Here is a 22,916-nt window from a genome sequence, read left to right on the forward strand (position 1 = left end):
GTGTGCACGTGCGGCAACGCACTGAGCTAACCGGTACTAATCGCTCGATAGAGCTCTATTGATCCCCGTCGCGCCCAGAACCGGGCCCGCGGGCCACACAGCTTGCATCACAGACACAAAATCAGACGATCTCGCGCACATACCCGACCGGGTGCCCCTGAACAGGGGCAAATCCCCGGGCGGTCGTCTTGTGCGGTTTCATGACCTGGTGGCTATGGCGGACGTGAACCACCCGATCCCATCCCGAACTCGGACGTGAAACCGTTCTGCGCCGATGGTACTTCGTCTTAAGACGCGGGAGAGTAGGTCGCTGCCAGGTCTTGTAACCGCACAACACGCCGGCCCAGCCGGGCAACACGAAAATACATGCGCGAGACATCTCATCTCAACAACACTGCCCAACGCACCACACCCGACGCGGGGTGGAGCAGCCCGGTAGCTCGTCAGGCTCATAACCTGAAGGTCGCAGGTTCAAATCCTGCCCCCGCAACCACGAAAAGCGCCGCTAGCTCAATCAGTTAGCGGCGCTTCGCTTTTTGCAAACCAACACGACGAAACACCCAAAGCTACCATATAGCTACCATCAGAAGTCCGATTTGCGGCGGTTTGCGCGCGTGCCATCCATCCGGACTTGCCGTCGCAAGTGGCTGATAGCGGTTCACGAGACTGGCCACACCGAATCGCCAAAAGTGGCTGTTGCACCTGATCAAACGACGATCTCGCCCCAGGTCTTTGCCTGCAACGCGCGCGTCGCGGCAGCCCTGATGGCTGTGCGCTCGGCGGCCGAGAGGTCGTCGGAGATCACGTTATTTGTGTTGGCAGGGTCCTGGATGCGCGCGGAAGAAAAGTCGGCACCAAGGTACTGGAACACCTTCCAGACATCCGCCGCCAGACCACTTTTATAGAATCCGGGCGCAAGCGCCTTGATGACCGCCAGTTCAAGGTAGAAAGACGGAAACTCCAGCCCTTTCTGGTTCCGCCAGAGCTTGAGAATGCGGGTCTCGGAAAGCCAGTTGGCCGCGACGACGTGATCGATGTGCGTCCTGACGTTCGTTTTCGTCCAGGTATCCGCGCGCCGGCGGTAAAGGCTGTGATCGTCGCCGGGATAGCCCTGGTGCTTTCCCGGCACGAGGTCAACGTCATAGGCTCCGACCCGGATGTTGATCGACACATTCTGGCGCTTCGGTGTGTAGCCGATCTCCTGCATGCGCGTGAACAGGCTCTCATAGATTTCCTTGAGCGTCTCGCGCGTCTCGGAGGAAAGCGAAATGAATAGGTCGATATCGGTCCCGCTCCTGTTGGCGGTGCCCTTGGCGAAGGAGCCGCTCGCGCTGACGCCGATCAGAAAGCGGTTCGCCCACTGCCGGATGGCAGGCTCCAGCGCCGCCTGCACGGCGCGGACCGGGGAGAAGATTCCGGTATCGACGGCTTCACGGTTCAGGATCTGTTGCAGGTAGGCGTCCGCGCTCATGGCCGGCGCGCCCGCGGCGCGGCGTCAGGCCAGACAAGGACGGATCGGTCACGCGCTGCGCTGGCCATGGCGCTTATCCCCCGACGGACAGGCCGAGGCTGTACCCGCCGCCTCTTTGCCCGTCGAAGTCCCATTCATAGGATGAGACAGGACCGAGCGCCTGCTGGTGCTGACCAAGGAAAAACGTGAAGGCATTCGGGCCGGCGACGAACAGGTGCGCCGGGCCCTTGGCGGCGCCGCTCTCGCGCAGGCGCCGGACCTGCTGCACCGCCGACTCGACGAGCATCCAGGCGTGGCGGCCGCAGACAACGGACTGCTGGCTGGCGCCGCCCCGGGGCCGGCAGTGCAGTATCCGGCCTATCGCGGGCGCATGGGCATTTGCGAAGGCCCGGACCCCGCCGGCCACATCGTGCGTCAGCCCTATTGCAAGCGCGGTTTCGTCGCCGCGGGAGTCAACGATTTCCTCGTCAAATTCAAATGGTGGCCAACCCTGATCGGCAGGCTGATCGTCCATCGACCAAAAGCGGCGCCCGCCGAAGCGTTGCTCGATCTCGATGCGCTTGCCCGATTTGACATTGAGAAGCGCTCCTGTCGCGAGGGCGAGCGACGCGTGGGCGTCGATAATCAAGCGCAAATGCTCCGATGCGCGGGCGGCGCCGAGCACGAACGCGGCAAGCGCAGGATGGACCTGCTCCTGCCAGTCCGCGTCGTTGCGGATATAGCGCCCGTCGAAATACGGGACAAGGTTGAGCATCTGCGCGCACCGATCCTCTATAGGATCGATCGGATGCATGAACGAGCGGATGCCGATAGCGAGCGCATCGGCCGGCCTGGCGGCGGGGTCGATTAGATTTTCACGCTCCGCCATTTTGCGGAAGCCGTCGCGGTCGAACTCGACGCGGCCCTGGGCAAGGAGCTTGGCGGCCAGGTCATCATAGAAAAAGCCGGCTTCGCCTGCCGGAACGCGCTTCATGCCGACGGCGGCGAACCTGTCGTCCAGGCGCTCCCGCAAGCTGGAGAGCGATTCCGGGAATTCCCCGACCGCGAGCGTCCGGGCAACCAGGGCAAGGCCGGCATGGTCCACACCGAGGTGATCGCACCAGAGTTTGCGGACCCGGCCCATGCGGCTGCCGTCCGTCTTGCCCTCGAACAGCCGGGCCAAGTCGAGCGCATCGCTTTCCTTTCGGACCAGTTCCAGCAATGGGTCGTCGGCCTTGATCCGCCAGTTGGTCAGAAGCTCGAAGCGGCAGCCGGTACCGTCCGGGGCGTGCTGCGCCTGCGCCCGATGCGCGCGCTGAAGCAGCGAGTATCGCTCGGCGTTGATGAACGTGGGATCGATGAGGTCCGCATGGCCGAACACGCCCGCCGTCGTATGCCATTTGCACTGGCTGTGCCTGCGCAAGATCGGTCTGCCCTCATGATCCTGCGGCGCCGCCTTCGGGTCGTACTCGACCATAACGTCGTCGAAGCTCTTCGGCCCGGTCTCGTAGGCGACCTTGATCACGTTGCTATGCGGATCCAGCAACGAGGCGGCCCGCAGCCAGAAGAGCCGTGCCTGAAAATCGTCACCGTGGCGGCGTGCTGCAATCGACCGTGCCATGCGCGTCAGCTCGTCGGAAAGTATTTGCCCATGATCTCCCGCCAGAGCGCGAGCGCCTCGCCGGTCTTGCCCTGCTGCTCCAGCCGGACGGCGCGGGTCGCCTTGACCTCGGCAGCGCGCAGCGCTTCGGCGGCTTTGGCCCGCTTGTCCGCCGTCATCTGATCGGAGACAGGCGGTCCGAAGCCAGCGGGGTCCGGCCAGTCCTTCATGATGCCGCTGAGCGCGGCGGCGAAGAAGCGCCGCACCTCGCCGGGATAGGTGGTGAACGGCGGATCGACAAGGTCCAGCGCCATCACCTCGATGAGAAAGGACGGCGCGATCGGCTTGTCCGCCGAGCGGTTCCACCGCTTGAGCATCTTGACGAGCGGCACCCACTTGCCGCCGCAATCCTTGTTCTTGGCGGTGGATTTCTCCTTATGGATGTCGGGATCGGTCTTGATCCACTTGCCAAGGTCGCGGTCGGGAATCTCGTAGCAGTCCTCCAGTTCGTAGGCCGGCACGGCGTCGTTGCTGAGCACCTTGCCTTCCTCGTCGGCCGTCGGGTTGCGCTTTTCGAACTCGACGGTCACGCAGCGCCGGCCCGGCTCCACGTTGTCCGCGTCGTATTTTTCGGCAAGGCACTTCTCGAAGGCGTTCAGGACCTCTGCGGGCGGTTTGCCCCGCCAGTGGCGATCCTTTTCGCCGAGGCAGAAGAATATATCGACGTCCTTGAGCGGCTTGGTCTTGGTGTGCCGGGCATAGGAGCCGGTCAGGAAGTCGCGCTCGATGTCGAAGCCGGCCCGGATGCACTCGCGCACGTCGTTGTGACGGCGGATCGCATCCTGCTTCTCCGTCTCGCTGAGCTCGAGGCGCTGGCGGAACTTCTCAAAGGCTTCTTCGACGGTGATCATCGGCGGTAGTACCTCGCGGAGGCCATGATGTCGGGGGTCGCAATGACGGTGCCGATCTCGCGGGAGGAGAGACCATTTATCGAACGCATCGTCGTTGAAGAGACGCCGGAAACATACGGCTCACCGGGTTTGTGGAAGAGCACGATCCGGTACAGGCACCCGGCCGGCGGTGCTTCAGCCTTGGCGAACGACTCTTCAAAGAAGAGGCGATCGACCCACATTTCGTCGACGCCGTTGCCGTCGTAGCGGATCGGGAAATCCCAGCGGGCGTCAGCGGTGTCATAGCCGGGGCGGTAGAACTCGATGACGATGGACTCAAGGTGGCCGGATTCGAGCCAGGTGCGGGCTGCGTGGTCCACCCAGTCGGACCAGGCGTCGACAACGCCTTGCGGATCGAGGCCGTAATGCCGGACCAGGAGCTTGAGGAAGTTGCGCAGCTTGTCCGACACATACACGGACGTGTGGCTGCGGGCATAGGCATGGACGGACACGGCGCTCATGGCTTGATCAGCGCTCCCCAGTCGATTTCGAAGGCCTCAGCGACCTGCCCGGATTCATCGGACTCTTCGTCCGCCGGCGGCTTGTCGGCGTTATGGACGCTGATGCGCTGCGCCCTGCTCTTGAGCGACTTGTTCATCCAGCCCACGTCCTCGGCTTCGCATGGCGCCGTCGCGCGCCAGTCGCCCGCCGTGGGGTTGGAGGCCAGCGCGTCGATATCGCGCCCCGCCTCCATGGCCTCTTCGTTGTAGAGGCAGTAGATGAGAACGCGCGGGCCAGCTCCTTTGAAGACGATCGGCACCTTGGCCGGGATCTCATCGGCGATGATGGACTCCAGAATGCTGGAGGCGGCATCGAGCTGCTGACGGTCTACGGAACCCTCGCCGGTCACCAGATCGATGATGGCGCGCCAGGTTTCCTTTGCCGAACGCACCGGCACGGAGGCGATGTCGCGGCGAACCCTCATGCCGCCTTCTCCGAGGGCATCGCCTTCGCCACAGCCTTGAGGGTAGCAAGGACGTGCTCGGCCTTGAGCTTGTTGATGTCGTGCGCCGTCTCGACAGAAGAGGCTGCGGCAGAGACAATGGTCTTGCGCAGCCTGCGGCCGTCCAGCCTCTCGGACGCGGTCACAAAAGCGCCGATATGCTTCTTCAGCTCGGCGACCCGCGGCCACGCGGATGCGAGCTGACCGAGCGTATCGGCGATGATTTCCGCGCGGGCCTCCGGACCCGGCAGCCCGATATCCTCGACCCAGTCGGCGCGGGACATGAGCGCCCGGTCCACGGCCTGCGGGAAGTTGGTCGTCGCTATGAGCAGGACGTTACGGTTCTTGCGCGTCAGCAAATCGATTCCGGCCAGTGCAGCATCAGTGGCCCGGTGCACGTCGATCGGGTTCGCCTCCAGGCTCATGCGCTGGCGGTCCGGGGCAAGTGTTTCCACCTCGTCGAGCAGGACGATGCACGGCCTGCCTCCGGCGAACTCCGGAATGGTCTGATGGAAAAGCTTGGCGACTTCCTTCTGGCTGCGCCCCAAGGCCGAACTCGTCAGGGCGTGAGGATCGATCTGGATGAAGCACGGCTTCGCGTCCTTGATGACTCCCGCGACCCGATTCGCAAGCCCCCGCGCGAGGGTGGTCTTGCCTGTTCCGGGCGGGCCGGACAGCACAATGAGGCCGTGAACGGGCATGATCTCAAAGGCGAAGCGCTGCCGTAGCTGAAGCGCCAACACCGCGTGGGCGAGAATCCGCTCGCGGACGGGTTCGGGGAGCTTGATCGCCGCCCACGCGGCCGCAAGGTCCGCGCGCGGCAGGTCAGCCTGATCGATAATCGTGTCCATAGTTCAAACTCCCCGTTCCGTTTTCAGTGTTTCTTGTCGCGCGGCGGGAACGGGTCCCGGCCCGGCGCTACGGTGTCCGAATCGCGCCACTTGCCATCCCGGCCCTGGATGCGGACCTCGCCGCCGCCGAGATCGCGGACCGTGCTCTTGGCGGCCCCCTGGGCCTGGCTCTGCTTGTGGTGCACGCTCTCCGGCGCGGCGGCCCCGCCCTTCTTCACGGCCCAGTCCTTCCCGTGCTTGACGACGTAGCGATCATTCTTGGCCATGATGCCCTCCGTTTCAGGTTGACCGCGATCCCTAGATGAGTTAAGAAACTATACGCGTCGCGTTACGATGTCAATATAGTTTCTATCCGTATCTGGAGCAACAGGAAGCATGGACAAAGGAGCGGCTGGTCTCCGTTGGGGTGTCGAGCAGCGGCTGGAATTCATCGAGTTCCGCCTCCTGTGGGAAGGCGGGGTCAATCGCTCGGACATCACGAAGCATTTCGGGGTTTCGGTGCCGCAGGCCTCGAAGGACCTGACGCAGTATCAGGCGATCGCCCCGGAGAACATCACCTATGACCGCAGCGAGAAGCGGTATTTCGCGGCACAGGCTTTCCAGCCGCGCTTCATGAGGCCGGATTCCGACCGCTATCTCTCTCAACTGCGCTCGGTCGCGGACGGCGCGCTGGCGCAAGAAGAGACGTGGCTCTCAAAGCCGCCACCCTTCGAATCCGTGCCCATGCCGAATCGGCATGTCGATCCCGGCATTCTACGCGCAGCGCTCGACGCGATTCGCGAGGGCCAGGCGCTGGAAATCCGCTACCAGTCGCTCAGCGGGAGCCGGCCTCTGCCGACATGGCGCTGGATATCGCCGCATGCCTTCGCCTTCGACGGCAACCGCTGGCATGTGCGGGCCTTCTGCCATATCGACTGGGGCTTCAAGGATTTCCTGCTGCCGCGCATCCTCAAGACCCGCGCCACGGCGAATGCCGAAGCCGGCCCGCGGGACGATTCGGACTGGAACGAGATCGTGAGCGTAGCCCTGAAGCCCCATCCCGGCCTGACGGATGATCAGAAGCGAGTCATCGCCCGGGATTTCGGCATGAAAGGCGAGCGGCTGGAAGTGAAGGTCCGGCTGGCGCTTCTCTATTACCTTCTGCGGCGCCTGGACCTGCATGATTTCAAGGGAGAGGAGCGCCCAGCGCGTGAGCAGCATGTCATTCTGGCGAGTCCTGAGGAGGTCAGGTGGGCGCTAAAACGGGCGCAGCGCGGATTAGGCAGTGAGGACGACAACAACGCGGTAGTAGCCAGCGCAGGACAAGACAGAAAAGCAGATTAAAAGCCAGGAACGATGATGACAAAATACGGCCCTCATAATCCCCACCCTCTTTCAACGATGCGCACCGAGCTGGTGTGGGAAGGGAAGTACGACGAGTTCGGCAATCGACGCGAGGTGGATAACGCCCGGCTTGCGATGCCGCTACAAAAGATCGAGACGATCGACGAGCCGCGCTCTCGGGCGGAAGCGCAGGGCACGCTGTTTGACGAGAAGCGGGAGCACCGGGACGATTTCCGGAACCGCCTGATCTGGGGAGATAACAAGCTCGTGCTGGCGTCCCTTCTGGAGGAATTCAGAGGCCGGCTCGAATTGATCTATATTGATCCGCCGTTCGATGTGGGGGCCGACTTCACGCTTGAAGTGCCGATTGGCGACACCAACGAAATGCTCGAAAAGGCACAATCGATTCTGGAGATGGTGGCCTATCGAGACATGTGGGGAACGGGAACCGACTCGTACCTGCACATACTCTATGAGCGGTTACTTCTGATGAAGGAGCTTTTGTCGGAGACAGGCAGCATTTACGTCCACTGCGACTCGCGGGTGAACAGCTATCTGCGGCTCATTCTGAATGATATTTTCGGCAGGGATAACTTCGTTAATCAGATTACTTGGCGGCGGACCGGGGCGCATAATGATCCGGGCCGGTACGGGATGATATCCGACACCATTCTGTTCTTCAGAAAGGGCGATGACTATACGTGGAATCAGCCTTACAGCGAGCGCTCGAACGATACTGTCGATAAGGTTTTTCGGTACGCGGAGAAGCCGGACGGGACATGGGTCACAGTTCGGCCCGGCGAGGAGATTCCTCGCAACTGGCGGCGTTTTCAGTCAGTCACCCTGCGCAGTCCGCATCCGCGGCCGAATCTTACATATGATTATAAGGGCTACAAACCCCATAAGAATGGCTGGTCAGTCAACATCGAGAGGATGAAGCGCTACGACGCGGAAAACCGTCTGCTATTCCCGAAGGACAACGACGGTGCCATCCGGCTGAAGATGTATCTGGACGAGTCGCCGGGGGTACCCGTTCAGGACTTATGGACCGACATCAACAAGGTCGAAGCGGCCTCATTAGAGAACCTGAACTACCAGACGCAAAAGCCCGAAGCGCTTCTTGCTCGGATCGTAAGCACATCATCCAGCGACGGCGATATCGTCGGCGACTTTTTCTGCGGCAGCGGGACAACCGGTATTGTGGCCGAGCGCCTCGGCCGGCGGTGGATCATGGCCGATCTTGGTCGTTTTGCAATCCATACGACGCGCAAGCGCCTGATCGGTCTGCAACGCGAGCTACACGAGGAGGCAAAGCCATATCGGTCGTTCGATGTTTACAACCTTGGGCGCTACGAACGTCAGTGGTGGCAGAAAGAAACGCTAAAGGGCGCCGACGACGAGCACCGGAAGATCGTACTCCGGTTCTTCCGCGCGGAAGAGCTGACGCAGACGCCCTCGCCCCTGCTTCACGGACGCAAAGGAAACGCCTTCGTGCACGTGGATGGCATCGACAGTATCTTCAGCCGCGGTGAGGTCGTCGCGGTGGCGGAGGCTGTCAAAGCCGCCGGAGGGGGCGAGATTCACTGCCTTGCCTGGGACTTCGAGATGGATATCCGGCAGGTTGTTGCCGCGGTCGACGCCGAGCATGGCGTGAAGGTGCGGCTGCACCGCATCCCGCGCGAAATCATGGAGCGCAATAGGACGGAGGTGCCGCCGTTCTTCGAGGTGGCACTGCTTGAAGCAGCCCCGGTCTACCGGACCAATGGCAAGGGCGGGAAGTGCGTCGATATTAAGCTCTTGAATTTCCTGCCCTCTCTGACCGAGGTACCTTCGAAAGAGCTTGAAGCATTGCAGGAGCGGGCAGTGGAGAGTGGGTTCGACTTCATCGATTTCTGGGCAGTCGATTTCAACTGGAAGCCGGGCCAGCCGTTCAATCACCATTGGCAGGAATACCGGACGCGCAAGGCCCGAAGCCTCAAGACAGTCAGCGACGCAAAATTCATCTATGAGCGCGTGGGCAAGCACACCGCATGCGTCAAGCTCGTCGATGTGTTCGGCTGCGATACGAGCATCATTGTAGAGGTCGAGACATGAGCGCGGAAGCTCCCTCCACGGAAGGGCTGGTTATCAATACGGCAGCCTTGGAGCCGCTGTTCGCGCCGTGGGAGGAGCCGGACAAGCACCGGGTCCGTGCGGCTAAGGCGGGACAGCCGCCCGAAATCAAGACCTACAGGCGGCGCTCGCCGGTCAGGCTCGTTAATTCCCTGCGCGAGGCGGTCAAGGAATGGCGCGAGCTGGGCTATCCCGGCGCCAGCGACACGACGCAGCAGCTTCTGGGCTATTGGTTCGAGCGCCCTCACCGGCAAGCTAACGGCAGCGGCGGCGAGATCGAGTTCCGCTACTACTTCTGCCAGCGCGAGGCGATCGAGACCTTCATCTATCTGATCGAAGTCCGGCAGATTCGCACGTTGTCCGGGATGCTCGCGGATTTCGGCGGCCCGACGGGGGAGCTGGAAGCCAGCGGCATCAATCCCGAAGACGAACTGTGGGCGCGTTACGCCTTCAAGCTCGCGACCGGGGCGGGCAAGACGAAGTGCATGAGCCTTGCCATCGTGTGGAGCTATTTCCATGCGCTGCGCGAGGGCTCCGACATGCCGCGCCATTTCGTCGTCATCGCGCCAAACCTCACGGTATTCGAGCGGCTCAAGGAGGACTTCCGGCCCGAAGGCGGCGGTCCCGACATCTTCGTGCGAGACCCGCTCATCCCGGCCGAATGGAAGGGCGACTGGAATTTCTCCGTCGTGCTCCAGGACGAGGCGAGCGGAGCAAGCTCGGGCGGCGTCCTCTACCTCACCAACATCCATCGTCTGTTTGATGCGCGCGAAGGCCGTGGCAAGGAAGCCGAAACCTTCGTATGGGCCGGACCGGCCGTCTCGAAAGCCAAAGCTCTCAATACCGGCGAAGAGCTGCGAGACCGGATCACGGCGCACCGGCGCGTGCTCATTCTGAACGATGAAGCGCACCATGTCTGGGACCCCGGTTCCGCGTGGAACCAGGCGATCCGTTCGCTTCACGAAACGCTCAAAAAGCGCGGAGGGGACGGCGTTGTCGCCCAACTGGATTTCTCGGCCACGCCCAAGAACGACAAGGGCGTGGTTTTTCCACATGTGGTCTGCGATACGCCGCTCGGCGAAGCCGTCGATGCGGGAATCATCAAGACCCCTGTGCTTGGCAAGAGCCGCCAGATCGTCGAACAGCCCCACGACGACGCGGCCTACCGATTCGAGGCTCATCTGCGCGTCGGCTACGAACGCTGGCGGCGCAGCCGCGATGAGTGGAGCAGGAGCGGCATGAAGCCTCTGCTGTTCGTCATGTGCGAGAACACGGACGCGGCGGACCAGATCACGGCGCGCCTGAACAGCGACGCAGTGTTCAAGGACTTGAATGGGAAGACGATCAACCTTCACACAAACCTAAAGGGCAAGATCAAGAAGCAGAAGATTGACGGCCGGACGATCGAGGTCTTTGTCGAGGATGAGAAGGCAATCTCGGACGAGGACCTGAAGGCGCTTCGGCGGATCAGCCGCGATCTCGACAGCGGCGCAAGCCAGTACACATGCATCGTCTCGGTGCTAATGCTGCGAGAAGGATGGGACGTGCGCAACGTCACGACCATCGTCCCTCTACGTCCCCTCACGGCACAGTCGAACATTCTTCCCGAGCAGACGCTCGGCCGCGGCCTGCGGCGCATGACGCCGCCGGGCCAAGCCAACGAGTTGGTGACCGTCGTCGAGCATCCGTCCTTCATCAATCTCTATGAGCAGGAACTTGAACAGGAAGGGCTGCCTATCACCATCGAGGAAGTCGAGAAGGTGCCGGCAACGACGGTCACCATCTTCCCCGACGAGACGAAGGACTTTGAGAAGCTCGATATCGTGCTGCCGGCGCTGACGGCTGCGCACGAAATCCAGCCCCGGCTCGAAGGGCTCACGATCGAGGACGTGCGCGCCGCCTTCAGGCCGTACAAGCCGCTGCCGCTCGGCAAGGCGAGCGCCGCCGACATTGAATATGAAGGCCGGGCGCTGATCACGGATGAGCTTGTCGAGTCGATGAGGATCAGCCTGCCGCTCTTGCAGAACGGAATCACGGCGATCTCATTCTTTGTGCGCGAACTCGAATCGGCATGCCGTGTCCAGAGCACGCACACCGTGCTCGCGCCCCTGCTGCAAGCTTTTCTCGGCGAGCTTCTGTTCGGCGAGAAAATCTCCCTCGTCGATCCGCGGCTCACAGGGCGCCTTTCGGATCAGGATGTGCGCGAGCATATCCGCGCGGTGTTCATCCCGCTGATCCGGGAGAGGACCGTCACGACAGAGAAGCGCCGGGTGAAAGGCTCCCCGCAAAGCCTGCGGCACTGGAAGCCGTATCAGGCGACGTTCTCGGAGAACCGGCCCGTCGAGAAGGCGGCAAGAACGCTCTTCAACCTGGTGCCCTGCAACCGCTCGCTCGAAGTCGCGACGACCAAGTTTCTGGACAAAGCGCCAGATGTCGCCGCCTTCGCGAAGAACGCGGGACCGCAGGCGGTGCGCATCGACTACCTGACGGCGGATCACCGACTCGCATTTTACACGCCTGATTTCTTCGCCCGCGACCCGGAGGGCGCTTACTCCCTGATCGAGACGAAGGGCCGGCAGGATCAGGACGTGCCGCGCAAGGCGAGCGCGGCAATCGAGTGGTGCAAGACGGCGTCGAAATCAGGAACGCGCTGGCATTACGTGTTCGTACCGCAGGCCATCATGGAAGGGCTGACGAGCAGCCGATTTGCCGATCTCACGCGAGCCTGCGCGCCAGCGCTGCAAAACCTGCTGAGTGAGACGACGGGGGCGCCCGAGCTGCCGCTCTTCGGCGAGCAGGCGCGCGAGAAGGCGCAGGCCTTCTACTCCGAAGAGACGCTTGGCAAGCTTACGGCCCGCGAGCGCAAGGCCGCGGAAGATGCGGCGGAGCTTTACAGGTATTTTGAGAAGAAAGGCGACGGGACGAACTTTGCGCCGGCCTTTAATGCCCTGCTCGGCCCGTTCGATGAAGCGGCAAGGGCCGTCATTCTGAAGCTGCTGCAGGGCAAGATGCCGGCAACCCGCGGCGATCAGGAGAACTGGTTCGAGCCGTATATGGGAAAGGTGGACCCCCATCTGCGCGACCGGTACCAGAAGGTGGCGAAGAATCTCAAGCGCGGCCTGGTGTTCGGGAACCCGCATTCGGTCATTGGCCTCCTGTGCGCGTGTTTCGACTTCGCGCTGAACGACAAAAGCGGCCTCGACGGCGTGTTCAAGGCGGTCCACGACTCGTTCCGCCTGCCGGGCTCGCGCAAACTTCTTGAGCGCCTGACGACGGTCAATGACTTCCGCAACACCTATGTCGCTCACCATGAGAAAGAGCTGAATGACAAGGCGCTTGCCGAACGCAATCTGAAGCACTGGGTCGAGACGCTGGTGCTGCTGCGGGTCTGATCGCACGGCAGGGCGACCCGCGCGGGAAGCGGTTTCCTCTGTCCACACCGCTATTATACCTTATTGGCGTTTCAGCGCTGGGGGTTGCGCGTCTGTCAACAGTTGCCGATAGCCCCGCTCCGTCATCCATTTGGCCCGCTTCAGGTGCGCCTCCCAGCAGCGTCGTGTCCGGTCGGGCTCGGTCGCCGGATTACGGTGCAGGACGATCCGCGCCACCTCTCGCCAGTCGGCCCCCTCGTTGTCTGCATCCAGCAGCCGCAGGTAGGTGACGAAGTGCTGCTCGTCGTAAGGAGTGACGCTGTCTGACCATGGCACGTCATCGGCAACGTCAGGGTCAAGCTCAGTCATAGTGGGTCTTCCTGAAGGTGTCCGTCTCCGCCGGGTGCAGACGGAAGCGCCGTCGTCGAAGTATATCCTGATATGGGATAATCCGAAATCAGGATTAGTGGAAGAACCGGCCTCACCATTTAGCCGGTCTTCATGTCCAAATCGCTCCGCACACCGCGGCAACAACGACTGCAAGCATTGTTAGCGGAAGTCCGGAAGGCCAGGAAGCTCACGCAATCCGATGTTGCCGAACGGCTCGATCGCCCGCAGTCCTTTGTCGCCAAGTATGAAGGCGGGGAGCGTAGGCTGGATGTCGTTGAATTCGTTGAGGTCGCCGAAGCGCTTGATACAGACCCCTGCGCATTGCTCTCGAACCTTCTTCACGCCGACGAGCCCTTGCCTCCACCGATTCAGGGTCGCCGCCCAAGGCGTGCCAGAGGATAGACCAGTTCGTCGTCCAGGCGAACCTCACAGGTCGGCGTAGGCGCGTCTCTCCACCACGCACTTACATCATTAACATATCACGTCGGGTGCGCATGAGGGATCGCTATCGTGACTGTCATGCAGTTCAGCTCCGGTCTATCCGGAAGCGGGACGGCGTCGTGCCTGTTAGCCTGCGGAAATTGTCGGTGAAGTGGCTGTGGCTGGCGAATCCAACGGAGATCGCGATCTCGGCAATCGACTGTTCGGCACCGAGCAACAGTTCCTTGGCCTGGCGGATGCGCCGTTCGACCAGATAGCGATGCGGCGATGTTCCGGTGGAGGCCTTGAAGGCCTCGCCGAAATGATGCGTGCTCAAGCCTGCCAGCGCCGCCAGATCGCGCAGGCTGATGTCCTCGGCGAGGTGCACTTCGATGTAGTCGACGACGCGCCGCAGGCGCAGCGCGCCGAGTCCGCCGATCACCGGCGGCGAACGGCTGAGCCCATCGCCATAGGCACGGAAGACGTGCACGGCGAGCGCCGCCCCCAGCCCCTCCGCATAGAGCCGGCCGCCCGCGCCGCGTTCGATCAGTTCGCGGCGCCACGCGGCAGCCATGCCCTCGATGACCGGATCGCGGACACCGATGTGGGTCCTCAACGCCGGTTCGTTCCCATCGAAGGCCTCGCTTACGATCTGCTTGATGAAGGCCTGTTCTATCGCGATGACGAGAATGCGCGGCGTGCTCGTCCAGCGTTGAAAGATCGGGCGGTCCCCGGGGTTGATGTGGAGATCGCCAGAGACGATCCGGCGACGCTCCGTTTCACGCATTTCCGGCAGGCGCCACTCCATTTGGAACGGCGTGTCATCGTGGATGGCGACCGTGAACTGCGTGGCGCCGATCTCCGTTCCCGGGTTTGGCTGCAATGTGCAGCGGCTGACACCGACACCGTCATGGACCACCCGCTCGGCGTAGGACAACCGAGGCGGAGGAGTTTCGGAGCCGAAGTCGATCAGCTCTATTTGCCTCTTGGGCTGCGAATCCGGCATCCTGCGAAGCCTCCATCCAATGATGGCGAGGTTGGCATCCGAATGCCGAGCATCCATATACTGTCTCGATCACTTCGAGCGCAGCCCCACGCAACAGAGGGATAAATAATACAAGACTAGGTCATGCACATGACAGGAATGTCAAAGACAACTCCGATAAAAGTTAATACGAAATTGACTATATTTGTTTGCATTTATCATCTGGTAGATTTCGACGCTGAGCGCAGGAAACGGAGGGATACCCGATGAGTCCGAACCGTAACCTGGTCATCTGGACCGCAGCGCTGTCGCTCTTGGCGGCATGCGATGATCCGCCGAAGGCGGATGACAGTAACTTCGAAACGACGCTGCAAGGCTATTACGACTCGCACCCCGTCTGCGCCGCGATTCCGCTGACGTTCCCCGTCGAGCTGCGCAGCGATGGAGACGCCGCCAGGAAGCAACAGCTGGAGCCGCTGGTCGCGGCCGGTCTGATCGCGGTCACGACGATTCAGAAGAACGAGTCCGCGGCGTCGGGACAAGGACAGGCGACCGACAATCTCCGCTACGCGCCGACCGCCGCCGGTGAGAAGGTCTTACGAAAGGGCGCGGATAGTTTTCTCGGCGGCACGGACATCTGCTTCGCTCGGCGGAAGGTCGTGAAGATCGAGTCCTTCACCGAGCCCGCCGACGCTGCCGGGGTCAAGGTCTCACGCGTCACTTACGATTATGAGCTGAAAGACGTCGAGCCCTGGGCCACGGGACCCGATATCGCGGGCGCCTTTCCGAAGATTGCAGCTCTGCTGGCCAAGCCTGGCAACCAAGCGACCGACGTTCTGGTTCAGACCGATAACGGCTGGAAGCACGAACGCGACGTACGCTGACGAAGAGTCTGTCGAAATCGAGGCCGAATTCGTGCTACATTGCCGTAGGCTGCAACCGTCCCCTGCGCTGCGGCACTATGCCAGTTCCGTTTCCTGACGATTGCCCCGATTTCTCGACAATCTCCGGTTGAACGCGGAAGCCATTCGTCTTCCACGCAGCGATATCAAAGGGTGTCGCTGGTGACTTCTTCCCGAGGTCCGTGCTGCATTCGAGCAACGGGCCACTCTCCCTAGCGACAGATCGTCGAACCGCGCCGCTCCGCGGCTTAATGCCAAGAGCGGCGCGACGGGAGGAGGCAGCGCCATGTCCAAGGAGAACTCTCAAGAACCCGGCGAACCGTCGCGCGCCAGTTGGCGCGATCCCACGCACTACAAATCGTTGCTGACTCTCGACCGCGCCGGCTGGGCTTGGAAATGGCTCCGCCGGAATCCCGACTACATCGCCCGATCGACCCAACTTCTTACGCCTACGCGACTCGAACGGCCCGGGACGAAACTGCGCGTCATCACCACATCGGATGCAGAGGAGGCGCGCGACTGGGGCTTGCACTTTCGCGGAGGCGGCAATCCGCCCGGTCACCGAGGCCTGCATCTTCTGGCGATCCGATTGGGATGCCTCGGTGCTGGCCGCAGAGACGCTACCGGCTCGTCGTGGCGATGGCGATGCTTTCGACCTCCACCACTTCGAGAGTCTGGCGACGGTCCTCCGGAGCCCTGACGGCCACGAGCATCTGCTCCTGAGTGATGGTGCACATCATCTCCATATAGACGTGACGGCGGGCAGCCTGCTCGATGGCCCCGTTCGCTTCCGCTACGAACTGTCCGGGTTCAAGCATATCGAGGCGAAGACGCTGACGCTGCGCCGCCTCATGCTGCTCCGCCGGCTCGGTCGATTTCCACGCGGACTCTATCCCCCGGAACGCCGCGCCCGCCGCTGGGCGATGGCGCTTCAGGCCTATGACGCGGTCCAGGCTGGTGCCAGTCATCGCGAGATTGCCGCGGCGCTCTTCGGCGAGAAGACCGTGCGGGAGGACTGGTGCGGTCGGTCCGATTATCTGCGCCTGCGGGTGCAACGGCTGGTCCGTATGGCGGAAAAGCTGGTGAACGGCGGCTACCGCGATCTCTTGCGATGAGCAGGACCGCAAATGGTGAAGCGGCCGGGAGCGGCCTAGTTCTGAGTGTCAGACGCCTGGTACCCGGTTCTCGGGGCTCGCACTTGACCCGATGCAGCCGTTGCGGTCCCGTCAGCCTTAAGTCCACTAAGAGTTCGGAGCGGCCCTTGGCTGCAGCGTTACGCAGTCTCCCTCTTGTCCGGCGCGGTATAGGTTGTCCCTACCAGGGCATGGGAAGTAATTCTCCTACGTTAGAGGGATGAGATCGCGTCAGCGCGTAGAAGCATACACGGCCTCAATCGAGCCTGCTATTTGTCCACGCGCCCGGATCGATTCAGAATGCGAATGTCTAGGGGTACCGAGTTCTGAATTCTTCCAGCGGAAGATCTCTTCCGACTTGAAATTTCCGCGCTAGTATTGGGGCATGAGCGATCCCATCGCCGCAAATGCCCGTGGTAAGTGGTCTCAACACGGTGTTCCGCATCGGGATTGGCAGTGCATCGCCACCCGCGACCTGCGCGAAGAGGGCGAGGAATACATGATCTGCGAAATGTGCGAGGTGCAGACCATCCGATTCGTGCATACCATGGTGCATCCCGACTACCCCGAGACGCTGGATTGCGGCTGCGACTGTGCGGGCTACATGGAAGGGAATAAGAGGCGCGCCAAAGAGCGCGACTCCGATATGCGGCGCAGGGCTGCTCGCCGCCAGAAGTTTCCCGACCGGAAGGGCTGGAAGGTTTCTGCCAAGGGGAATCCGCACGTCAAGGTTGATGGATATCACTGTATAGTGGCTCGCCGCTCCAATGGGTATTCGGTCGGCATAACCCCACCCTTGGCAGAGCGACCGACATGGGGAAGCAGGACTTACCGCACCTTGAGAGAGGCACAGGAAGGGTGCTTTGATGCTATAGAGCACATGAGGCCTGGAAAGCGCAGAACATGAGCGACGAAAGCGAATACGACTACTTCAAGCTGCGCAAACAGGCCAAGACCTATATCTCAAAGGTCTTCACCTTCAATCAGCGGAACCCGGAGCGCGTTCGCCAAGTCAGAATGGTAATCGAAGGGAGCGACCAAGTTCATCTTGGCGAGATGGAAGGCGCAATGTGCCTTCGCCTGACGGGGAACAGCCGCAAGACACAGATTTCCGCCCTTATCACCCAAGATGACAAGAAGATTAAGCGACTGGCCCTTCAAACCTTCAAGACTCGTGCAGGCGACTGGATTGAGTCGGTCGAGAAGGACGAATTCACCTTCCGCGACGACGAGTTCACCCGCCTTCTTGGTTTCCTGTCTCAGATTGAATTCATCAACCTGTCGAATGAAGAGAATTTCCAGATCGAAGACATATCCACGAAGGCCGGGCCGAAAGCGGTCATTGATGCCTCGGATCGCGGAATTATCGACCGCATCAAGAGTATGACAGAGGGACAAAGGAACGGCCTTCTGCACGCACTGCAACAGTCATTGACCGACGAGGAAATCAACATCCTTCTTGGACGCAGGCAGGGGCTGGAAGAGTATGAAGAGCACATGCGCCTCGGGGATTGGAGCGAAGCGCAGTGGCAGGACTTCTTTGAGCGCGAGCAGTGGGTTTTCGGGTATGGTCTCGATTATCGCGTGATGCGGCAGTTTGGCCGAGAAATGACGGTCGGGGGTGGAGGCACCGACAACCAGAACAAGCCTGCGATCGACTTCCTTATGAGTTTCACGGACTACACAGTGCTTGTTGAAATCAAGAGGCCTGACACCCCGATTTTCAGAGCAAGCCGTGGCGGACGGGCTGGAACATGGGAGTTCAGCCCGGAGTTCATGAGCGCCATTTCCCAGATCATCGAACAGAAGGCGGAATGGTTATCCTTCGCTCAAACTGGCGAGCACTATAACAAGGCAGGCACCGAGGTTCTGACGGCGCGCACCAGAAACGCAAAGTGCATCCTAGTCATCGGGTCACGGGACGAGTTCTCTCGTTCCGAGAACCCCAGAGCTGCGAACGTGATGCACGACACCTTTGAACTGTTCCGGCGCGAGACCCGCAGCATTGACATCGTGACGTTCGATGAACTGCTTGAACGCGCCCAGTTCATCACGCGGAGTCAATAGTGCCGTAGGCGTATTACTCGCGGTACAGACTTCAAGGCGGTCAAGCATTCGACCTACAGCGAACCAGTTTTGCCAAGCCTAGGGTTGTCCGCTGGGCTCTGCACGAACGTCGGCTTTCCCCACCACATCGCGGCAGCCGATTGCACCCGGGAATGTCGGCTCCTGACGCAACCCTGTCCTTCAGCTGTCTTGTCATAGCGACATATCCTGGCATGGGGTCGGGGGTGAAGCCTGCAGCAACCGCCGGGGGTCTCCACCAGGAGTGAGAGGGCGGTTGGGTTTTCCGTGACGGGTTGAGGAGGTGAGAGAGAGGCTCTCGCCGACCCGTCGCGGAGATCCGCGATGTCACGTTCAACCGCTCGCGCTCGCTCCGGTAGGGACCGGGCGAGCCTCTATCAGGAAATCACCGACAAAATCATCGCCGAGCTGGAGGCAGGCCGCGTGCCCTGGGTCCAGCCCTGGGGCACGGCGGCCGCGAGGGCATCCCTCGCCATGCCGCAGAATGCCGCGACCAGCCGCTGCTACTCTGGGATCAATGTGCTGATCCTGTGGAGTGCAGTCGTAGAGCGCGGCTTCTCCGGCCAGCGCTGGCTCACGTTTCGCCAGGCGCTTGGGCTCGGCGGCCATGTCCGCAAGGGCGAGACCGGCACGACCGTCGTCTATGCCGACCGCTTCGTTCCAGACGAGGAGCGCCGGCGGGCCGAACGCGATGGGGACGAGCCGGGGGCCATCCCCTTCCTGAAGCGCTTCACGGTGTTCAACACCGACCAATGCGAGGACCTGCCGGCGAAGCTCTCGACCGCGCCGCCGCCCGTGGCGGAGGGCATGATCCTGCCACAGGCCGAGGCCTTGATCGCGGCAACGGGTGCGGACTTCCGCATTGGCGGCGACCGCGCCTTCTACAGCCCCTCGCATGATTTTGTGCAGGTCCCTCGGCCCGATGCCTATTTCGAGCCGATCAACTGGCATCGCACGGCTCTGCACGAGCTCGGCCATTGGAGTGGCCATCCCTCGCGGCTCGGCCGTGACCTGTCGGGCGGGTTCGGTTCCGCGCTTTATGCTAAAGAAGAGCTCTGTGCCGAGATGACCAGCGCCTTCGTCTGCGCCACGCTCGGCATCGTGCCGACGGTACGGCACGCCGACTACATCGGATCCTGGCTCGAGGTGCTGCGCGAAGATGACCGCGCCATCGTTCGCGCGGCGAGCGCCGCGTCGAAAGCGGCCGACTATCTGCTCGCGTTCCGGTCCCATCCCGACGGGCCCGTCGAAATGACGGCCGACGAAGACGAGCGGGAGGTGGCGTGATGCGCTTCCGTCGCTGGTCGCGCGTGTCGGCCTATGAGGACACGCCCCGTAAACGCGCCGCCCTGGCTCGCGCCCAGAGGACTCAGCGCGACAAGTTCCCGCTGCTTGCCCCCCTTATCGCGCAAAGACAGTCGAGCGCCGACGCCGAGATGGCGCGCCGCGCCACATGGTGGCCAAGGGTGCAGCAGCGCGATCGCGACCGCCGCGCACGCGATTGGCAACGCGCCCGTATACGGCTCGCTGGCTATGGGGACAATCTGCGCCCGCTGCTGATCCAGCTCTGGCGTGACTGCCCGTATCCGGCTGATCCCGTCTATCTGCTCGACATGCTGCACAGCATCGCCACGGGACGGATCAACCCGGAGCGTCCGCCGTGGATTCCTCGACGCCCTGATTCCTCAGCCACGCTGGACCCGGCGGCGGCTCCAGAGGGAGAGGCGGGAGGGGGACTCTGTGACGGGTTTGGAGGTCGAGAGAGAGGCTCCCGGCCGGCCCGTCATGGAGAACCGACATGGCAACCGCCAATCCCAAGATCGTCCTGAGCCGGTCTCAGGACATTCCCTTCAACAAGCTGGTGCTGTCCCAGGCGAACGTCCGCCGGGTGAAGGCCGGCATCTCGGTCGAGGACCTGGCCGAGGATATCGCCCGCCGCACGCTCCTGCAGAGCCTGAGCGTGCGGCCGGTGCTGGACGCCGAGGGCGCCGAGACCGGCATGTACGAGGTCCCGGCCGGCGGGCGGCGCTTCCGGGCGCTCGAACTGCTCGTGAAGCAGAAGCGCATGGCCAAGACTCAGCCCGTGCCGTGCGTCGTGCGCGAGGGTGGGACGCCCGAGGAGGACAGCCTGGCCGAGAACGTCCAGCGCGTCGCCCTCCATCCGCTCGACCAGTTCCGCGCCTTTCAGACCCTTCGCGACTCCGGCCTGGGCGAGCAGGAGATCGCCGCGCGCTTCTTCGTCGGCCCCAGCGTCGTGAAGCAGCGCCTGAAGCTCGCTTCGGTCTCGCCGAAGCTCCTCGACCTCTATGCCGAAGACGAGATGACGCTCGAGCAGCTCATGGCCTTCACCGTCACCAATGACCATGAACGCCAGGAGCAGGTATGGGAGCAGCTCGCCCGCTCCTACAACAAGGAGCCCTATTACATCCGCCGCCAGCTTACCGAAGGCGCCATCCGTGCTTCCGACAAGCGGGCGCAGTTCGTCGGCATCGACGTCTACGAGGCGGCCGGCGGCGCCGTCATGCGCGATCTCTTCCAGCAGGACGACGGCGGGTGGCTGCAGGATCCGGTGCTGCTCGACCGGCTCGTCGTCGAGAAGCTGACCAGCGAGGCGGAGGCGCTCCGCGGCGAGGGCTGGAAATGGATCGAGGTCGCGGCGGAGTTTCCCTATGGCCATACCTCCGATCTGCGCCGCCTTGCCGGAGAGACGGCGTCGCTTAGCGACGAGGAGCAGACGAGCTATGACGCGCTGCGCGCCGAGTACGACAAGCTGGAGGCGGAGTACGCCGAGGCCGAAGAGCTCCCCGACGAGGTCGACCAGCGCCTCGGCGAGATCGAGACGGCGCTGGAGGCGTTCGACGATCGCCCTGTGATCTACGATCCGGCCGACATCGCCCGTGCCGGCGCCTTCGTCAGCATCGATGGCGACGGCGATCTGCGCATCGAACGCGGCTATGTCCGTCCCGAGGACGAAGCACCGGCCGAGCCGGACGCCGACGGCGAAGCGCCCGAAGGTTCCGAGGACGACGGCGATGTCCAGCGCACGGTGATCACCATCGGCAGCGATGGGTCGTCGGCAGGTGCCGAGACCGCCGAGGAGGAAGATGGCATCAAGCCGCTGCCCGACCGTCTGGTCACCGAGCTCACCGCTCATCGCACGCTGGCGCTGCGCGACGCGCTGGCGAACGATCCCGACACCGCCTTCGTCGCGGTCCTCCATGCGCTCTGCCTCAACGCCTTCTATCGCTATGCGTCTGAGACCTGTCTGGAGATCACGGCGAAGAGCGCGAGCTTCGGCACGCAGGCGCCAGGGCTCAACGACAGTGTGTCGGCCAAGGCGATCGAAGACCGGCACGCACAATGGGCCGGACAGTTGCCGAAGGACGCCGGCGACCTTTGGAACGCGCTGATCGCCTTCGACGGCGACAGCCGCGCATCGCTGTTCGCGCACTGCGCGTCGCTTTCGGTCAACGCAGTCCACGAGCCGTGGAACCGCAACCCGCGCCGCATCGTCCATGCGGGGCAGGTCGCCCGGGCCGTCGGTCTCGACATGGTCGCGGCTGGCTGGGCGCCGACCGTCGACAACTATCTCGGCCGGATCACCAAGGCACGCATCCTCGAAGCGGTGCGCGAGGCCAAGGGCGAAGGCTCGGCGCAGCTCATCGACCACCTCAAGAAGCCGGACATGGCAAAGGAGGCCGAGCGCCTGCTCGCCGGGTCCGGGTGGTTGCCCGAGCCGCTTCGCCTGCTTGACGCCGAGGAGGCCGTCGCCGAACCGGCCACAAGCGAAGATCTGCCGGCCTTCCTCGATGACAACGAGGGCGCCTCCGCGGACTCCAATCCGGAAGAGCCGCAGCCGCCCGCCATCGCGGCTGAATGACCTCGACCAGCGGGGCGGCCGCACTCGTCGCCCCGCACCCTCCTACACCAAGCCCGGCCTCCTGAGCACGTCGAGGGGGTGCCGGGCTTTCGCATTTCAGGAGACTTTCGATGGACTGGTACACCTCCTGCTCCTACGAGCCCGATCGGAAGCGCCGCTTCCATACTGTCGCCCGGGCGCGGCTTCGCCGTCTCGCCGCGGGACTCGGCTTTCCGCCCGCATCGTTCGATCTCCGCTCGAACCAGGGCGGCATCGCCGTGTCCGGCGAGATCACGCTCCACCATGAGCGCGTCTATGTGCAGGTCTGCCAGCCGGCGACCCGCGCCGACACCGGCATCCTCATCCGCATCTGCGAAGGCCGGCGCGACTATACCGGCGGCCGCAACCACTTCGCACCGCTGTCGATGCTCGACGACATCCCGGCATTGGCGGCCAGAGTCTGGACCGTGATGGCGGCAGGCGGCGGCGCGGTCCGTGTCGCCTGAGAGGAAGAGAAGGGCCGGGACGGGGTGAGCCGAGGG

Annotated in this window: 21 protein-coding genes, 1 tRNA gene and 1 rRNA gene; 14 read left to right on the top strand and 9 right to left on the bottom strand. The window is 62.7% G+C overall.

Annotated features, from left to right (window positions below; all coding sequences use genetic code 11):
- Positions 1-204 precede the first annotated feature (204 nt).
- Both rrf and WG924_RS24935 read left to right on the top strand, forming a co-directional pair.
- Positions 205-319 (top strand): 5S ribosomal RNA (rrf, locus tag WG924_RS24930).
- 97 nt (positions 320-416) lie between these two features.
- Positions 417-493 (top strand) — tRNA-Met (locus WG924_RS24935).
- A gap of 213 nt (positions 494-706) precedes the next feature.
- Here WG924_RS24935 and WG924_RS24940 read toward each other — a convergent pair.
- The 7 genes from WG924_RS24940 to WG924_RS24970 all read right to left on the bottom strand — a co-directional run bounded on the left by WG924_RS24940 (position 707) and on the right by WG924_RS24970 (position 6,060).
- Positions 707-1,471: a nucleotidyltransferase domain-containing protein gene (locus WG924_RS24940; RefSeq protein WP_345935755.1), complete on the bottom strand. Its 765-nt coding sequence runs from the start codon at positions 1,469-1,471 to the stop codon at positions 707-709.
- Between the two features lie 73 nt (positions 1,472-1,544).
- Entirely contained in the window at positions 1,545-3,071 is a 1,527-nt protein-coding gene (locus WG924_RS24945; RefSeq protein WP_345935756.1) for an SAVED domain-containing protein, read from the bottom strand.
- Positions 3,072-3,076: 5 nt separating this feature from the next.
- A complete protein-coding gene (locus WG924_RS24950) occupies positions 3,077-3,961 on the bottom strand; it encodes a CBASS oligonucleotide cyclase (protein ID WP_345935757.1) in 885 nt (294 codons plus the stop codon).
- On the bottom strand, positions 3,958-4,461 hold the full coding sequence (locus tag WG924_RS24955) for a hypothetical protein (RefSeq protein WP_345935758.1): 504 nt from the start codon (positions 4,459-4,461) through the stop codon (positions 3,958-3,960). Before WG924_RS24955 ends, WG924_RS24950 begins: the two co-directional genes overlap by 4 nt.
- Entirely contained in the window at positions 4,458-4,925 is a 468-nt protein-coding gene (locus WG924_RS24960) for a hypothetical protein (RefSeq protein WP_345935759.1), read from the bottom strand. The genes WG924_RS24955 and WG924_RS24960 overlap by 4 nt, the downstream gene beginning before the upstream one ends.
- Positions 4,922-5,794, bottom strand: coding sequence for an AAA family ATPase (locus tag WG924_RS24965; protein ID WP_345935760.1), 873 nt, complete (start codon positions 5,792-5,794; stop codon positions 4,922-4,924). The genes WG924_RS24960 and WG924_RS24965 overlap by 4 nt, the downstream gene beginning before the upstream one ends.
- Before the next feature lie 23 nt (positions 5,795-5,817).
- Complete coding sequence (locus WG924_RS24970) at positions 5,818-6,060, bottom strand: DUF2188 domain-containing protein (RefSeq protein WP_345935761.1); 243 nt, start codon at positions 6,058-6,060, stop codon at positions 5,818-5,820.
- Positions 6,061-6,169: 109 nt separating this feature from the next.
- Between WG924_RS24970 and WG924_RS24975 the strand changes: the two genes are divergently transcribed.
- Genes WG924_RS24975 through WG924_RS24985 form a run of 3 tightly spaced genes read left to right on the top strand, consistent with a single transcriptional unit; the run spans position 6,170 to position 12,621 of the window.
- Positions 6,170-7,117 carry a helix-turn-helix transcriptional regulator gene (locus WG924_RS24975; protein WP_345935762.1) on the top strand — a complete coding sequence of 316 codons (948 nt, stop codon included), beginning with the start codon at positions 6,170-6,172 and terminating at the stop codon, positions 7,115-7,117.
- Between the two features lie 12 nt (positions 7,118-7,129).
- The gene (locus tag WG924_RS24980; protein WP_345935763.1) at positions 7,130-9,211 is read left to right on the top strand and encodes a site-specific DNA-methyltransferase; all 2,082 of its coding nucleotides are present in this window, start codon (positions 7,130-7,132) and stop codon (positions 9,209-9,211) included.
- Positions 9,208-12,621, top strand: a complete 3,414-nt coding sequence (locus tag WG924_RS24985) for a DEAD/DEAH box helicase family protein (RefSeq protein WP_345935764.1) — start codon at positions 9,208-9,210, stop codon at positions 12,619-12,621. The genes WG924_RS24980 and WG924_RS24985 overlap by 4 nt, the downstream gene beginning before the upstream one ends.
- A gap of 60 nt (positions 12,622-12,681) precedes the next feature.
- On the opposite strand, the gene WG924_RS24990 is transcribed toward WG924_RS24985, so the two are convergent.
- Positions 12,682-12,969, bottom strand: a complete 288-nt coding sequence (locus WG924_RS24990; protein ID WP_345935765.1) for a DNA -binding domain-containing protein — start codon at positions 12,967-12,969, stop codon at positions 12,682-12,684.
- 132 nt (positions 12,970-13,101) lie between these two features.
- Between WG924_RS24990 and WG924_RS24995 the strand changes: the two genes are divergently transcribed.
- Positions 13,102-13,392 carry a helix-turn-helix domain-containing protein gene (locus tag WG924_RS24995; protein WP_345935766.1) on the top strand — a complete coding sequence of 97 codons (291 nt, stop codon included), beginning with the start codon at positions 13,102-13,104 and terminating at the stop codon, positions 13,390-13,392.
- Between the two features lie 124 nt (positions 13,393-13,516).
- Here WG924_RS24995 and WG924_RS25000 read toward each other — a convergent pair whose 3' ends face one another.
- Positions 13,517-14,416, bottom strand: a complete 900-nt coding sequence (locus WG924_RS25000; RefSeq protein ID WP_345935767.1) for a helix-turn-helix domain-containing protein — start codon at positions 14,414-14,416, stop codon at positions 13,517-13,519.
- A 245-nt stretch (positions 14,417-14,661) separates the two neighbouring features.
- On the opposite strand from WG924_RS25000, the gene WG924_RS25005 reads away from it, so the two are divergent.
- From WG924_RS25005 to WG924_RS25040, 8 genes are all read left to right on the top strand, one after another.
- Positions 14,662-15,279, top strand: a complete 618-nt coding sequence (locus tag WG924_RS25005; protein ID WP_345935768.1) for a hypothetical protein — start codon at positions 14,662-14,664, stop codon at positions 15,277-15,279.
- Positions 15,280-15,583: 304 nt separating this feature from the next.
- Positions 15,584-15,997 carry a transcriptional regulator domain-containing protein gene (locus WG924_RS25010; RefSeq protein WP_345935769.1) on the top strand — a complete coding sequence of 138 codons (414 nt, stop codon included), beginning with the start codon at positions 15,584-15,586 and terminating at the stop codon, positions 15,995-15,997.
- Positions 15,900-16,412: a DUF2285 domain-containing protein gene (locus tag WG924_RS25015; RefSeq protein WP_345935770.1), complete on the top strand. Its 513-nt coding sequence runs from the start codon at positions 15,900-15,902 to the stop codon at positions 16,410-16,412. Before WG924_RS25010 ends, WG924_RS25015 begins: the two co-directional genes overlap by 98 nt.
- A gap of 403 nt (positions 16,413-16,815) precedes the next feature.
- Positions 16,816-17,337: a hypothetical protein gene (locus WG924_RS25020; protein WP_345935771.1), complete on the top strand. Its 522-nt coding sequence runs from the start codon at positions 16,816-16,818 to the stop codon at positions 17,335-17,337.
- On the top strand, positions 17,334-18,497 hold the full coding sequence (locus WG924_RS25025) for a Shedu immune nuclease family protein (protein WP_345935772.1): 1,164 nt from the start codon (positions 17,334-17,336) through the stop codon (positions 18,495-18,497). Before WG924_RS25020 ends, WG924_RS25025 begins: the two co-directional genes overlap by 4 nt.
- Positions 18,498-18,839: 342 nt before the next feature.
- Positions 18,840-19,802 carry an ArdC family protein gene (locus WG924_RS25030; RefSeq protein WP_345935773.1) on the top strand — a complete coding sequence of 321 codons (963 nt, stop codon included), beginning with the start codon at positions 18,840-18,842 and terminating at the stop codon, positions 19,800-19,802.
- A 511-nt stretch (positions 19,803-20,313) separates the two neighbouring features.
- Entirely contained in the window at positions 20,314-22,395 is a 2,082-nt protein-coding gene (locus tag WG924_RS25035) for a ParB/RepB/Spo0J family partition protein (protein ID WP_345935774.1), read from the top strand.
- A gap of 110 nt (positions 22,396-22,505) precedes the next feature.
- A complete protein-coding gene (locus WG924_RS25040; protein WP_345935775.1) occupies positions 22,506-22,880 on the top strand; it encodes a hypothetical protein in 375 nt (124 codons plus the stop codon).
- Positions 22,881-22,916 lie beyond the last annotated feature (36 nt).

It is taken from the genome of Tistrella arctica (assembly GCF_039630945.1).
Taxonomy (GTDB): domain Bacteria; phylum Pseudomonadota; class Alphaproteobacteria; order Tistrellales; family Tistrellaceae; genus Tistrella; species Tistrella bauzanensis.

What these genes read in the sequence shown, in the direction of transcription:
- WG924_RS25010 (WP_345935769.1), top strand. Translation starts at nt 15,584, where the DNA reads ATGTCCAAGGAGAACTCTCAAGAACCCGGCGAACCGTCGCGCGCCAGT.
- WG924_RS24945 (WP_345935756.1), bottom strand. Translation starts at nt 3,071, where the DNA reads ATGGCACGGTCGATTGCAGCACGCCGCCACGGTGACGATTTTCAGGCA.
- WG924_RS24990 (WP_345935765.1), bottom strand. Translation starts at nt 12,969, where the DNA reads ATGACTGAGCTTGACCCTGACGTTGCCGATGACGTGCCATGGTCAGAC.
- WG924_RS25030 (WP_345935773.1), top strand. Translation starts at nt 18,840, where the DNA reads ATGTCACGTTCAACCGCTCGCGCTCGCTCCGGTAGGGACCGGGCGAGC.
- WG924_RS25005 (WP_345935768.1), top strand. Translation starts at nt 14,662, where the DNA reads ATGAGTCCGAACCGTAACCTGGTCATCTGGACCGCAGCGCTGTCGCTC.
- WG924_RS24940 (WP_345935755.1), bottom strand. Translation starts at nt 1,471, where the DNA reads ATGAGCGCGGACGCCTACCTGCAACAGATCCTGAACCGTGAAGCCGTC.
- WG924_RS24975 (WP_345935762.1), top strand. Translation starts at nt 6,170, where the DNA reads ATGGACAAAGGAGCGGCTGGTCTCCGTTGGGGTGTCGAGCAGCGGCTG.
- WG924_RS24995 (WP_345935766.1), top strand. Translation starts at nt 13,102, where the DNA reads ATGTCCAAATCGCTCCGCACACCGCGGCAACAACGACTGCAAGCATTG.
- WG924_RS24970 (WP_345935761.1), bottom strand. Translation starts at nt 6,060, where the DNA reads ATGGCCAAGAATGATCGCTACGTCGTCAAGCACGGGAAGGACTGGGCC.
- WG924_RS24950 (WP_345935757.1), bottom strand. Translation starts at nt 3,961, where the DNA reads ATGATCACCGTCGAAGAAGCCTTTGAGAAGTTCCGCCAGCGCCTCGAG.
- WG924_RS25035 (WP_345935774.1), top strand. Translation starts at nt 20,314, where the DNA reads ATGGCAACCGCCAATCCCAAGATCGTCCTGAGCCGGTCTCAGGACATT.
- WG924_RS24960 (WP_345935759.1), bottom strand. Translation starts at nt 4,925, where the DNA reads ATGAGGGTTCGCCGCGACATCGCCTCCGTGCCGGTGCGTTCGGCAAAG.
- WG924_RS24980 (WP_345935763.1), top strand. Translation starts at nt 7,130, where the DNA reads ATGATGACAAAATACGGCCCTCATAATCCCCACCCTCTTTCAACGATG.
- WG924_RS25000 (WP_345935767.1), bottom strand. Translation starts at nt 14,416, where the DNA reads ATGCCGGATTCGCAGCCCAAGAGGCAAATAGAGCTGATCGACTTCGGC.
- WG924_RS24965 (WP_345935760.1), bottom strand. Translation starts at nt 5,794, where the DNA reads ATGGACACGATTATCGATCAGGCTGACCTGCCGCGCGCGGACCTTGCG.
- WG924_RS24985 (WP_345935764.1), top strand. Translation starts at nt 9,208, where the DNA reads ATGAGCGCGGAAGCTCCCTCCACGGAAGGGCTGGTTATCAATACGGCA.
- WG924_RS24955 (WP_345935758.1), bottom strand. Translation starts at nt 4,461, where the DNA reads ATGAGCGCCGTGTCCGTCCATGCCTATGCCCGCAGCCACACGTCCGTG.
- WG924_RS25020 (WP_345935771.1), top strand. Translation starts at nt 16,816, where the DNA reads ATGAGCGATCCCATCGCCGCAAATGCCCGTGGTAAGTGGTCTCAACAC.
- WG924_RS25040 (WP_345935775.1), top strand. Translation starts at nt 22,506, where the DNA reads ATGGACTGGTACACCTCCTGCTCCTACGAGCCCGATCGGAAGCGCCGC.
- WG924_RS25025 (WP_345935772.1), top strand. Translation starts at nt 17,334, where the DNA reads ATGAGCGACGAAAGCGAATACGACTACTTCAAGCTGCGCAAACAGGCC.